We start from the raw sequence: 12,386 nt of genomic DNA, 5'->3' as shown, positions 1-12,386 counted from the left end.
TGACAAATGTTTGACTATTTATAGATTCACTTAATCTATAAATTACCATTCTTCGGCCTGAGACAAAAACAATTTATTCACAGTTTTTAACATTAAACACGATACAAGTTGCATTTCTCATCATTGAGAATATGGATAAAGATCTCATTTTTTGAGTGCTTTACTCTCAATTTTAAAAGAACACCATACCGTGGTCGCATTCATGAGACAGAGCTGTATTTAGACCTCAAATTAACAACTAAGTAACAGTATTTTCTATAAATGCATTAGTTTTCTTATTCCAAGAATGCTATTTTATTGGCGCTATTGATGGATATGTATCGAAATTGAGACACTCAATTATTGCTATCCTCCGATAAGAGCACTTGAGGAGAACCAAAGTGAATTGGAATAAGTTGAAAGTACTAAGTTGCGCCATCGCTCTTAGCTTTCCAGCACACAGTCAGACATTAGAGCAAGCTGTCGCTCACACAATTACAACCAACCCAGAAATTAAAGCTTCATACAATGAGTTTAGAAGTAAATATTTTGATTCGGAAGCTTCATCAGGCGCCTATATGCCTAGAATCGATTTGGATGCTGGAATAGGGTATGAAAATGTAGACCTAGCATCGGGTACCGAAAACGAGTTAACACGGAAGGAAGCAACCGTTACGTTGACACAGTTACTTTGGGACGGCTCTGCAACATTGAATGACATGGACAGAACCTCTGCTGACGCTGAATCTGTCCGATTCCAACTTCTATCTGACGCTCAAGACATTGCATTGGAAGTTACAAAGATCTACCTAGACGCAACAAAAGCTTATGAAGTTTTAGCTCTATCAGAGAGTAACTTAGCTGTTCATAAAGATATTTACCGCGATATCCGTAAACGCGTCGATTCTGGCATTGGTTCTACCGCTGATTTATCACAAGTAGAAGCTCGTTTAGCTAAAGCACACGGTAACTTACTAGCGGCTCAAAACAACCTTTTTGACGTACATACCCAATTTAAACGTATTGTTGGACAAGCTCCGCAAGGTCTAACCTTCCCTCGTGCTGACGAAACTGCAATTCCTTATACTGTAGACGAAGCAATTGACACCGCATTCAATCAACACCCTGTAGTTAAGGTCGCTCAAGCAGACGTAGACTCAGCACGTTTTCAGTATGACCAAACTAAAGGTGTGAATTACCCAACGCTTTCTATTGAAGCCAACCAAACATGGCGCGATGATGCGGGTGGTATTGAAGGAAGCAGTGATGAATTTTCTGCGATGCTTCGTATGCGATACAACTTGTACAACGGTGGTTCAGACTCTGATCGCTCAGAAAGCGCTGCATACCAACTCAACAAAGCCAAAGATTTTCGTGATCGTACTTTCCGCTCTGTAGAAGAAGGCCTTCGTCTGTCTTGGAGTGCACTAGATTTGACGGTTCAGCAAAAAGACTTTTTGGCTGACCACGTAGACTCGGCATCTGACACTGTTATTGCATACGAGAAGCAATACAAGCTAGGCAAACGTACTCTACTTGACCTATTGAACACTGAAAACGAACTGTTTGAAGCGCGTAAAGGGTATTTAGATGCTAAGTATGACGAGCAATACGCAAAATACCGAGTGATGAACGCGACGGGTAATTTGCTAGCTTCGCTACGTGTTGATACCCCTGAAGAGTGGAATGAAAAGGTAGAATATTGATATGAACAAATCACTATTAACAATGGTTATCGCTGCCACAGTACTTGCCGCTCCACTAAAAGCTGAAGATACCTACGAGTACAAAGAGACTCCAAAGCCAAACCAAATCGATGATCTACTGGATGATGACAAAGATGGCGTTATTAATGCTCGAGATCTATGTCCTCAAACACCAGGCAAAGCAGATATTGACAATGATGGTTGCGGTACTTACATCAAAACAGAAGAAGAAATGAACCTTCATATTCTTTTCCAAAATGATTCTGATGTTATTCAACCAATGTTCTTAGCTCAAATTCGTGAGATGTCTGAGTTTTTAGAAGCATACCCGTCCACATCCATCGAGATACAAGGCTACGCGAGTAAAGTCGGAAAGGCTGAATATAACAAGAAGCTTTCTGAACGAAGAGCTGACGCTGTACAAAAAGCTCTTATCGATAACGGAATTGCTTCTTCGCGTGTGCGCATCGTAGGTTTTGGGGACACCCAACTTAGCGAGCTTGGTGATGATGAAGTAAGTCATGCAATGAACAGAAAAGTAGTCGCAACGGTTGTTGGACACAAAGGTAACGTGAAAGAAGAGTGGTCTATCTTCACTAAAATCGAAAAATAGCGTTATTTAATCTTTAAAGGGAGCAAATGCTCCCTTTTTTATTTGGCTTTTCAAAGATGAATGTTACTCTAGCACCGAATTGACTTACGAGATTATTCCAATGAGCAAATTAACTTCTGATATTCAGGCAAACCTTGAACTGTTCGTAGCTGAAACCAAGCAATCTAAACTTGTTTGGGGTATGCGTAATGAAGAAGGCTGGTTATCGTGCGACTCTACTGAGTTCGAAAACAGTGAAGTAATGCCTTTCTGGTCATCACAAGAAGACGCGAAAGCACACAACGTAGAAGAATGGGCTGACTTTGAAGTGTTAGAGATCCCACTCGATATCTTCGTTGAAGACTGGCTGATTACACTTTCAGAAGACGGCGTACTAGTAGGGACTAACTGGAACGACCAGCTTGAAGGCAAGGAAATGGAGCCTTCAGACCTTGCAAAGCTTTACTTAGCGTAATTTGCACAAATATGAAGCGTCCTTCTAGGGCGCTTTTCTTTATCCGTACAACCCTACATACCTCGCATTTCTTCTTATATAGCTAACAATACATTGTACTCTATTTGTTTTACGCCCTAAAATAACGAAAACAATTAGAACTATATAACAATGAAACGTCTATTAGCTAAATACCTGTTTTTGATTACAGGTACACTCCTCCCTCCTTTTATTGCAGTTGCTGATAATGATTGGGCTCAATGGGAAGTTGCTTTCAGCGAAGTCTCGGCTCAAAGCGACAGCCATGCTCTGACCATGTTAGAAGATCGCTATAATTCTCTTTCGGGTGGTTTCGAAAAGCTTTATGTCGCCTCTAAGTTACATAGTTTTATGACGTTGAGAGGACAGCCATATCACGGGAATCGCATTGCATTCAACGAAGCATACTCGACCCAAGAACAGCTGTTTATATCTGCACTGAATGCTGAAGAGCAACTCGACTTTCCTTTAGCACAGAATAATTATCTCCAACTACTTTCCCTCGCTAACAAAACCAATGATGCCCAAGGAAAAATACTGTTTGAGTATCACCTTTGTCGAGCCATGAACAAGCAAGGTCAATACAGTAACGCTAATGTTTACTGCAACTCTTTGAAAACACACTTAGCTGATGTTGAGCACTCATTACTACCGAGATATCAAGCAACTCGCGTAATTGCTAACAATTTTGAGTCTATCGGTGACTATCAAACTGCGTTGGAGTTCTATCAAAAGTATTTAAGCATAATACCCAGCAGCGTCGACCCATCAGGAGTTTATAATGATTCTGGGTTACTTTTGATGAAGCTCGGTCGAATTGAACAAGCGATTGAGTATCTCAACATTGCTTTAAAGATTCGACACGAAAACAACTCCCAACTTGAACTTGCTCAATCTCACCATAGCATGGGAAAAATTCTTCTCGCGGCTAAAGATTATGAGTATGCTCTTTATCATTTTACTCAAGCACAGACGATACTCGTTAAATATCAACATAGTTACGGGCTGACCTACGCACTGCTTGGATTAGGAGAAACAAACCATCACCTAAAGAATTTTGACCTAAGCTATCAATTGCTATTCGAAGCATTAGAGCTTGCATCCCTCCAAGGCAATGACCAAATTCGCGGCGAGATTTACTTAACGCTCTCTTTGTCTCATCAAACACAAAACAAATATATATCTGCAAAGAACTTCGCTGAGAAAGCTTATCAGCTTGGTGAAAAAATCATGAGTATCAACCTTATGACCGATGCGCTTGAATCATTGGCGTTGATAGCGGAGAGTGAAAAAAAGTATCAAGACGCCCTTAGCTACTACAAAAGATATACAAAGTCAGAGTTATCTAAACATACATTACAGCAGCAGTCTGCTTACCTCGCGTTAGACACTCAACAGAAAGAATATCAGCAGCAAGTCAACTTCCTTAAAGCTGTGGAAGAAAACGATAGATTGAGTAGTGAAGTTAAGCGCCTCAATTCATTAAACGCACTTTATCTGTTCAGTATTATTGTGCTGTGTGCAATAGGAGTGGCTTATATGTGGCGTGTTAAAATACACACCCGTAAAGCTGAAAGAGATCACTTAACTGGCGCGCTGAATAGAGCAGCGGCAATACGTGAGATAAAATCGATGCCTAAGTTACTCAACCATGAGCACAAGCATCTTTTGATACTGCTCGATCTCGATGACTTCAAACGCATTAATGACAATTATGGTCACCCTACCGGCGATAGAGCACTGTCTCATGTCGCTCAAATCATTAATGACAATATTCAAGAGGCGGGGTTGTTTGGTCGTTTAGGTGGTGAGGAGTTTGTTATAGTAATCGATGAAGTGGATGAGTTAGATATCGTTGAAAAAGTCGAAAAACTTCACCATGCCATCTCCAACACTCATTTTGAAGCGGAGAACAAAGAGAAGCTCTACGTCACCGCGACCTTCTCTTATCTTGCCACCTCAAAATGCCTTGACGATTTTGATGAGCTGTACTCAATACTCGATCAAGCTCTGTATCAAGCTAAAGAAAGTGGCAAGAACTGTATTATTGACGCTTTTAATGAGCCTATTTACCTGCCTGCTTCTGCTTACGTACCAGTTCAGCCATGATTTGCTCTCGATTACCTAGGTAGGTATTCAAGCCTACCTTGCGTAGTTCACATGATGGGCAGTCGCCACAACCATCACCAATGATGCCGTTATAACACGTCAATGTTTGTTCACGAACAAGTTGCAACGCATCATATTGGTCGGCTAATGCCCATGTTTCAGCTTTATCTAGCCACATTAGCGGAGTAGAGATATCTAACTGACGATCCATACCTTGAACCAATGCGTTATTCATCGCTTCAACGAAGTCATTGCGACAGTCAGGATAACCAGAGAAGTCCGTTTCACACACTCCTGTAATGACAGTTTGCGCGCCGATTTGATATGCGTAGATCCCTGCTAAGGTAAGAAACAGTATGTTACGCCCAGGAACGAAGGAGTTCGGCAACCCGTTTTCTTGCAGTTCATGAGAGACAGGAATGTCATCACGAGTCAGTGAGCTAATCGCTAATTCATTAAGTAAGCTAACGTCCATCACTTTATGGGCAGCAACAGCAAGCTCTTTCGCTAAGTCTTGTGCAACCTCTATTTCCAGTTTATGGCGCTGACCGTAATCAAAGGTAATTGCATGAACTTCATCGAACTCTTTCAATGCTTGCACAAGGCAGGTTGTGGAGTCTTGACCACCACTAAATACAACAACGGCTTTCTTCATCTTACTTTCCTTTATGCAATACTGAGGTATTTATGAGTTTGAATAGATAAGCGCCAATTGCGAGCAACACAAACATCGATACATAACTGCGTAGCACGGGGCTTCTGGCTAATTGGTTGCAATGCGATTGTGGTTTCTTGAGAAACATTTGCTCGCTCGATAAGCTCATCCAATTGATCTATATCTTTTTGGGTTGCTACCGGATGCTTAATTTCATTTGCACGGCGCAGTGCTGAGTCTAGTACAGGTAACTTACCTTTCATTGCCACTTTTGGTGACACTGTCACCCATGTACTGCCAGTTGCCAATATCTCAGACGTACCACTAGTCTCAATCTGACACTTACAACCTATATTCTCAAAAGCCTGAGTCAAAGGACGTAAATCATAGATGCAAGGCTCACCGCCAGTGATCACAATGTGTTTTGCTGTGTAGCCCTGTTTTCTATATTCATTAACGATGTCTTCAGCGCTAACACTACACCAAGTCGGAGAGTCTTCTTTCTTGGCAAGTATCTCGTCTAGCGGTCGTTCATCGGTCGGGGTTGCATCCCACGTTTGTTTCGTGTCACACCAAGCACATCCCACTGGGCACTCTTGTAAACGAACAAACACTGAAGGTACACCTGTAAATACACCCTCGCCCTGTATCGTCTCGAACATTTCGTTAATTTTGTACAATTTGGTCTCAGCCTAACTCATCTTCTAAATTCTGCAGGAACGAGACATTAAAGGGTTGGACAAGCTAGGTCAACCCATTCATAAATTGATCAATCCTACGTGAACGATTATGCTGCCATCTTTTGTTAAATTTTCACTCAAAGTTGTTAGGTAAGAGATGTATAAACTGATCGCGCTCGATATGGACGGAACGTTACTAACCAGTGATAAAACCATATCTCAAAGAACTCAGAACGCTATCGCTGAAGCGAGACAGCAAGGTGTCAAAGTCGTTTTAGCGTCAGGCAGACCTATAGATGGCATGCAAGCTAAGCTAGATGAGTTAAACATTACTGGCGACGATGAGTTTGTCGTCTATTTTAATGGCTCTATGGTAAAAGAAATTGGCAGTGATCGACTGATTCACTCAGCGATCATCAACGGCAGAGATTCGAAACGAGTAGCTGCATTAGCCAAAGAACTTGGTGCGTATTGTCACGCCTTTAGTACCGAATACGGACTGATCACCCCTGAGCTTAATGAGTTCACTGAGATTGAATCTAGCATCAATCAGATCCCCGTTACCGTAAAAGACTTTGCTGAACTTGAAGATGACCACCCTATCATCAAAGCTATGATTGTGGCCGACCCAGAAACATTGACAGCAGCAAGTAAACGAGTTCCAGAACAATTTAGAGCAGAGTTCACGGTTGTTCAAAGCGCGCCTATTTTCCTAGAGTTTCTTAACAAAGAAAGTAACAAGGGCGTTGGGATCAAAGCTATTGCAGAACATATCGGCATTACCGCAGACAACGTTATTTGCATGGGAGATGCGGAAAACGATCACCACATGATTAAGTACGCTGGATTGGGTGTTGCGATGGAAAACGCTATGGATGAAACCAAACAAATCGCAGACTTAATCACCTCAAGCAATAACGACGATGGTGTAGCAAAAGTTATTGAGCAATACGTTCTAAATAAATAATGAAAAAGGCAGCGATAGAGCTGCCTTTACTTTATATAAATTAAGCTTACTGCTTATTTAGCTTGCTACTGATTCGAACAACCGTAGTGAATAACACAATCAACACTGGATAGCGGAATGTCTCACCAATCAGTGACCATAACCCACTGTCTGACAACATTTCTACTAGTTCATTCCAAGCAAAATAGGATGTTAGGCAAAGAAGTCCTGCGATGGCAACAGCTCTTCCCGAGGCTCTGCTCTCATCATTTGTTAGTGTCGATACAAGCGCGAACACGGTAATAACCGTCGCCAACCAATAGGTGAATGCTGGTATCGGCCAAAAGAAAGTTAGCCCCGTACAAATCACAACGAGCAATAACCAAACTGCTTTGGACGATAGCAGCTGCATAAGATCAACGTCTGGCTTTACATCTAAACGAATCAAGTGCCATGCACACAAAGCTCCTAAAAGCGCCCCGCTGACACTATCAATTAAAAATGCAGAGCCACTGTAAAACTTAGACAAACTTAACCATGCCGTCGCGACCAACAAAGCAATTGACCACGGGTTCACTGAGAGCCTATTCAGTGCATTCAGCACCAAAATACCGATACACAACCAAATAGCCATAGACAAACTTGGTAGGCTGTAGCCATAGGTTTGCGCTAACTCAACAGCAGGAATATAAACATGAGGTCTAGGATGGGCAAAACCTTGTTGTGCGACCAACGCTAACAAGGACGTTACCGTAATAGCAAAGAACGCTTTGTAAGCGAACTGTTTGCCAAACTTCCAGTACATAAGTGGTAAAACGATAAGCAACACAAGAGGACTCGCGAACAAACCACCAGCAAAAATGAACTGCTCTACAACAAAGCTCAGATTAGTCGGGAGATTATGGACTGCACTTTGGACATTAACCATCCAATCGAGTTCAAGCTGATTAATACCCGGCGCTGCTTCAACCAGATTCCCCACGTATATAACACTCTGATCAGTCGCTTTAGGTAACTCTTGAACTAGCCATTCAAGTTGATCAGGAAAGCGATACGAATCCAATGGTACGACTGATGGATCAATAAGCATCGCAGACGCAATCTCTACGCCATAATGAGGTGCAAACCAAACCGGTAGCTCGTTACCATCCAGGTTGTTGTTAAACTGGAAAGCAACAATATCAGAGTCACAGACACAATCGTAAATGATTGCTTCATCCGTGCGCCCTAATTCGCCCACAATGGAAACTACAAGACCAGTCTCTTCCCACGTTTCGCGTTGTGCTGTTATCGCAGGGTCTTCACCTTGCATCACCGTTCCAGCCGGCAGTGACAGTTTTTTAGTGAGTATTTCATTAACCATCACGACTTTGTCGCCCGAGCGTATCACACATACCGCCCCTTTGACGTTATCTACCTGTGGGCTTGCAAATGCAATTACGGACATAAACGTGAGGATTACGCCAATGAGAGAAGTAAACTGATTCCGTGTAAAAGTCATCGCCATATAATCTAAGAAGTCACGGCCTTGCGCATCCAATGGATATGATGTTCAAAGCCCGATTGGTTGTAAAATTGAATAGCAGATTGGTTAAATTCCCACACCTCAACGAAGATTTGCTTTACGCCATATTCTTCAAATCGATGTTCGATTTTTTGACAAAGCTTTTTCGCCACCCCCGTTCCACGAGAGCTGGGTATGACATATAGCTCATCAATACTTCCCATCTGCACAGGCTTGCTAACGGTAGATACCAGTTCACAGAAATGCCCCGATACAAACCCCACAACACTCTCTTCAACACACGCAACAAAAACGATGCATTCCGGATCATCGATATACCGAGCAATACTCTTTTCCTGCTCAATCTCTTCAGCACTTTTAAAGTGTTCAGAACACTGCTGATGATGTTCATCATGCAGTTGAAACATCAATTCGTTTAGCTGTTCTAAATCGTTCATTGATGCTGCGCGTATTTTGATGTGCTGCATAAATATTTTTGCGTTACAAATAAAGTGATAGTTTGGCGGTTTATGCAAATTTTATCAATAAAAAAGCCCCTGCTATGAGGGGCTTAAAGCGAGATGTCTTATACTTATGCTTTTAATGCACGTTCTATCTCTTCCAAGCTGCTTGGATCATCAATCGTTGATGGCACTGTATATTGTTCTCCGTCAGCAATTTGGCGAATGGTCCGTCGTAAAATCTTTCCAGATCGAGTTTTCGGTAAGCGTTCAACAACAAGCGCATGCTTAAAGCAGGCAACCGCACCAATTTCGTCACGAACTTTACCAACCAACTCACCTTCTAAGGCAAGGTCGTCGACTTTTACGCCGTCTTTTAATACAACGAGCCCCAATGGAAGCTGACCTTTTAACTCATCGTGGATACCTACAACTGCACACTCTGCAATCGCCGGATGACCACCAACAATCTCTTCCATTTCTCCGGTCGATAATCGATGCCCTGCTACGTTAATCACATCATCTATACGTCCCATAATGAACAGGTATCCATCTTCATCTAGATACCCCCCATCACCGGAGACATAGTAACCAGGGAATTGACTCAAATAGCCAGACTCAAACCGATCATGATTACGCCATACTGTCGGTAAACAGCTAGGTGGTAGAGGACGTTTCAATGCAACAAAGCCCTGCTGATTAGCCCCTACCGCATCCCCTAACTCGTTAAGGATCTCTACTTGATAACCCGGTATAGGTTTAGTTGCTGAACCAGCTTTGATTGGCATAGACTCTAAACCCGTCGGATTCCCCGCAATTGCCCAACCAGTTTCTGTTTGCCACCAATGGTCAACGACCGGCTTGCTAGATTTGCTCTCTACCCATTCCAAAGTCGGAGGATCAAGACGCTCACCTGCCATAAAGATCACTTTTAAATTTGATAGGTCATATTGTTTCAAACAACTACCGTCTGGGTCTTCCTTCTTGATTGCACGAAAAGCGGTAGGTGCAGAGAATAACACATTAACGTTATATTCTTCGCAAACACGCCAAAATGCACCGGGGTCCGGCGTTCTAACGGGCTTCCCTTCAAACAAGATGGTCGTACAACCATGAATAAGTGGGGCATAGACAATATAAGAATGGCCAACAACCCAACCCACATCAGAAGCCGCCCAATAAACACCATCTTGTGGGACGTTATAGATAGCACTCATTGAGTACTTTAACGCTACCGCATGGCCACCGTTGTCACGAACAACCCCTTTTGGCTTCCCTGTTGTGCCTGATGTATAGAGGATGTAGAGAGGATCGGTCGAAAGTACCGGTACACAAGCATGAGGCAGTGCAGATTCATACGAAGTGTCCCAGTCTACATCACGAGCATTATCAAGCTGAGCTTCACACTGCGGCCTTTGAAGTACAACCACTCGTTCAGGCTTCCAACGGCTATCCATTATCGCTTTGTCTACCAAAGGTTTGTAAGGGATAATTTTGTTTACTTCGATACCACAAGACGCAGTCATCACCACTTTTGGTTCAGCGTCTTCCAATCGAACCGCAAGCTCATTGGCGGCAAAACCACCAAACACCACAGAATGAATTGCGCCAAGTCTTGCACACGCCAGCATTGCCATCGCCGCTTCAGGGATCATCGGCATGTAGATGACCACTCGGTCCCCTTTTTCAACCCCTTGTAAAGCCAGCATCCCGGCTATTTTGGCGACCTTATCTCTTAGTTCTTTATACGTGTATTGCTGCTTAGAGCCGGTTACTGGCGAATCATAGATTAAAGCGACTTTATCACCACGCCCCTGCTCACAGTGGAAGTCCAAAGCTAGCCAAGATGTGTTTAGAACGCCATCAGGAAACCACCTTTCAACCCCATTGTCATCGTTAGCTAGTATGGTTTCTGGTGCCTTAAACCAGTCGATGTTATTTGCTTTCTCGCCCCAAAATGATTCAGGTTCCGTGAGTGCCCATTGATATTCTTTCTGATAAGCAGACATATTGCTTCCTCCAGTATGTCCTGACATTGCTTTCTTTATGTCGTTAGGTAGCTGACGAAATGTCTACTACGCAAAGATATCGGAGGGTACGCGCACAAATCCCTCCATTAAAATACGAGAACTTCGACTCATTATCGCTTTTTCTACTGTCCAGCCTTCCGAAGTTTTAAGCGCCTTAGCACCTACTTTCAATTTTCCAGATGGATGGCCAAAAGTGACCGACTCTCGTTCACCACCACCACACGCCTTGTTGACGACAGTGCCCGGAACACAGGCTGCTGCTGCAATCGCAACCGCAGCAGTCCCCATCATAGCGTGGTGAAGCTTACCCATTGATAAAGCTCGTACGAGTAGATCCACTTCTGTTTTGTCGATCTCCTTTCCGCTCGAAGAGAGATACCCTTTAGGTTCTGAGACAAAAGCGATTTTCGGTGTATGCTGACGAGTCTTTGCTTCATCAAGCGATTCAATCAGCCCCATTTTTAGGGCGCCATAAGCCCGAATCAGTTCAAAACGCTCTAGTGCTGCTGAGTCACTGTTAATCGCCTCTTGCAGCTCTGTTCCTTGATAACCAAGAGAGTGAGCGTCTATGAAAATGGTTGGAATTCCCGCGCTTATCAACGTGGCGGTAAACTTTCCGACATTTGGAACATCTAGCACATCTACCTCGTTCCCGGTTGGAAACATGCTTCCTTCATCCGATCCGGGATGCATAAAGTCCACTTCAATTTCAGCAGCGGGAAATGTCACTCCATCAAGTTCAAACATGCCCGTTTCCTGGACATACCCATTGGTAATCGGCACATGAATGATGATCGTTTTACTGATGTTTGCTTGCCATACTCTAACTTCAACGATGCCGTTATCTGGTATACGCTCTGAGTCGATCAATCCGGCATGAATCGCAAATGATCCGACTGCTGCTGACAAGTTTCCGCAATTTCCGCTCCAATCAACGAATGGCTTATCAATTGAAACCTGACCAAAGAGGTAGTCAACATCATGATTTGGGTGACGACTTTTAGACACAATGACCGTTTTACTGGTGCTTGATGTCGCACCACCCATACCATCAATCTGCTTGCCATAAGGATCTGGACTACCTATGACACGAAGTAGAAGTTTATCTCTCGCTTCACCGGGTGTTTGTGCTTCAATAGGTAGATCATCCAGACTGAAAAAGACCCCTTTACTCGTTCCTCCACGAATATAAGTCGCGGGAACTTTTATTTGGCTTTGTGCCATTACTTTC

The 12,386-nt window shown here is 43.1% G+C and carries 11 protein-coding genes; 5 read left to right on the top strand and 6 right to left on the bottom strand.

The annotated features are described in order from the left end of the window. The first annotated feature begins 380 nt into the window (after nucleotides 1–380). The 4 genes from AAFX28_RS16225 to AAFX28_RS16210 all read left to right on the top strand — a co-directional run bounded on the left by AAFX28_RS16225 (nucleotide 381) and on the right by AAFX28_RS16210 (nucleotide 4,879). On the top strand, nucleotides 381–1,685 hold the full coding sequence (locus tag AAFX28_RS16225; RefSeq protein ID WP_408689174.1) for a TolC family outer membrane protein: 1,305 nt from the start codon (nucleotides 381–383) through the stop codon (nucleotides 1,683–1,685). A gap of 1 nt (nucleotide 1,686) precedes the next feature. Further along, nucleotides 1,687–2,298, top strand: coding sequence for an OmpA family protein (locus AAFX28_RS16220; RefSeq protein WP_408689173.1), 612 nt, complete (start codon nucleotides 1,687–1,689; stop codon nucleotides 2,296–2,298). Between the two features lie 100 nt (nucleotides 2,299–2,398). Continuing rightward, on the top strand, nucleotides 2,399–2,752 hold the full coding sequence (locus tag AAFX28_RS16215) for a DUF2750 domain-containing protein (protein ID WP_408689172.1): 354 nt from the start codon (nucleotides 2,399–2,401) through the stop codon (nucleotides 2,750–2,752). Between the two features lie 150 nt (nucleotides 2,753–2,902). Beyond that, nucleotides 2,903–4,879, top strand: a complete 1,977-nt coding sequence (locus AAFX28_RS16210; protein WP_408689171.1) for a diguanylate cyclase — start codon at nucleotides 2,903–2,905, stop codon at nucleotides 4,877–4,879. Here the strand turns inward: AAFX28_RS16210 and queC are convergent. After that, nucleotides 4,836–5,534, bottom strand: coding sequence for a 7-cyano-7-deazaguanine synthase QueC (queC, locus tag AAFX28_RS16205; protein WP_408689170.1), 699 nt, complete (start codon nucleotides 5,532–5,534; stop codon nucleotides 4,836–4,838). The two genes, AAFX28_RS16210 and queC, sit on opposite strands and share 44 nt — an antisense overlap. Before the next feature lie 11 nt (nucleotides 5,535–5,545). After that, a complete protein-coding gene (gene queE / locus AAFX28_RS16200; RefSeq protein ID WP_408689169.1) occupies nucleotides 5,546–6,196 on the bottom strand; it encodes a 7-carboxy-7-deazaguanine synthase QueE in 651 nt (216 codons plus the stop codon). 175 nt (nucleotides 6,197–6,371) lie between these two features. On the opposite strand from queE, the gene AAFX28_RS16195 reads away from it, so the two are divergent. After that, on the top strand, nucleotides 6,372–7,181 hold the full coding sequence (locus AAFX28_RS16195; protein ID WP_408689167.1) for a Cof-type HAD-IIB family hydrolase: 810 nt from the start codon (nucleotides 6,372–6,374) through the stop codon (nucleotides 7,179–7,181). 46 nt (nucleotides 7,182–7,227) lie between these two features. On the opposite strand, the gene AAFX28_RS16190 is transcribed toward AAFX28_RS16195, so the two are convergent. The 4 genes from AAFX28_RS16190 to prpF form a co-directional block, all read right to left on the bottom strand. Further along, a complete protein-coding gene (locus AAFX28_RS16190; RefSeq protein ID WP_408689166.1) occupies nucleotides 7,228–8,607 on the bottom strand; it encodes a bifunctional NUDIX hydrolase/phosphatase PAP2 family protein in 1,380 nt (459 codons plus the stop codon). 65 nt (nucleotides 8,608–8,672) lie between these two features. Next, nucleotides 8,673–9,152 carry an N-acetyltransferase family protein gene (locus AAFX28_RS16185; protein ID WP_408689165.1) on the bottom strand — a complete coding sequence of 160 codons (480 nt, stop codon included), beginning with the start codon at nucleotides 9,150–9,152 and terminating at the stop codon, nucleotides 8,673–8,675. Between the two features lie 104 nt (nucleotides 9,153–9,256). After that, nucleotides 9,257–11,134: a propionyl-CoA synthetase gene (locus AAFX28_RS16180; protein ID WP_408690892.1), complete on the bottom strand. Its 1,878-nt coding sequence runs from the start codon at nucleotides 11,132–11,134 to the stop codon at nucleotides 9,257–9,259. 66 nt (nucleotides 11,135–11,200) lie between these two features. Beyond that, a complete protein-coding gene (gene prpF / locus AAFX28_RS16175; protein ID WP_408689164.1) occupies nucleotides 11,201–12,379 on the bottom strand; it encodes a 2-methylaconitate cis-trans isomerase PrpF in 1,179 nt (392 codons plus the stop codon). Between the last annotated feature and the right edge of the window lie 7 nt (nucleotides 12,380–12,386).

It is taken from the genome of Vibrio sp. TBV020, from assembly GCF_046056895.1.
Classification (GTDB): domain Bacteria; phylum Pseudomonadota; class Gammaproteobacteria; order Enterobacterales; family Vibrionaceae; genus Vibrio.
The sequence above is the reverse complement of the archived record's forward strand: the minus strand, read 5'-3'. Positions and strand labels throughout refer to the sequence as shown.

What these genes read in the sequence shown, in the direction of transcription:
- AAFX28_RS16220 (WP_408689173.1), top strand. Translation starts at nt 1,687, where the DNA reads ATGAACAAATCACTATTAACAATGGTTATCGCTGCCACAGTACTTGCC.
- AAFX28_RS16215 (WP_408689172.1), top strand. Translation starts at nt 2,399, where the DNA reads ATGAGCAAATTAACTTCTGATATTCAGGCAAACCTTGAACTGTTCGTA.
- AAFX28_RS16210 (WP_408689171.1), top strand. Translation starts at nt 2,903, where the DNA reads ATGAAACGTCTATTAGCTAAATACCTGTTTTTGATTACAGGTACACTC.
- queC (WP_408689170.1), bottom strand. Translation starts at nt 5,534, where the DNA reads ATGAAGAAAGCCGTTGTTGTATTTAGTGGTGGTCAAGACTCCACAACC.
- queE (WP_408689169.1), bottom strand. Translation starts at nt 6,196, where the DNA reads ATGTTCGAGACGATACAGGGCGAGGGTGTATTTACAGGTGTACCTTCA.
- AAFX28_RS16195 (WP_408689167.1), top strand. Translation starts at nt 6,372, where the DNA reads ATGTATAAACTGATCGCGCTCGATATGGACGGAACGTTACTAACCAGT.
- AAFX28_RS16190 (WP_408689166.1), bottom strand. Translation starts at nt 8,607, where the DNA reads ATGTCCGTAATTGCATTTGCAAGCCCACAGGTAGATAACGTCAAAGGG.
- AAFX28_RS16185 (WP_408689165.1), bottom strand. Translation starts at nt 9,152, where the DNA reads ATGCAGCACATCAAAATACGCGCAGCATCAATGAACGATTTAGAACAG.
- AAFX28_RS16180 (WP_408690892.1), bottom strand. Translation starts at nt 11,134, where the DNA reads ATGTCTGCTTATCAGAAAGAATATCAATGGGCACTCACGGAACCTGAA.
- prpF (WP_408689164.1), bottom strand. Translation starts at nt 12,379, where the DNA reads ATGGCACAAAGCCAAATAAAAGTTCCCGCGACTTATATTCGTGGAGGA.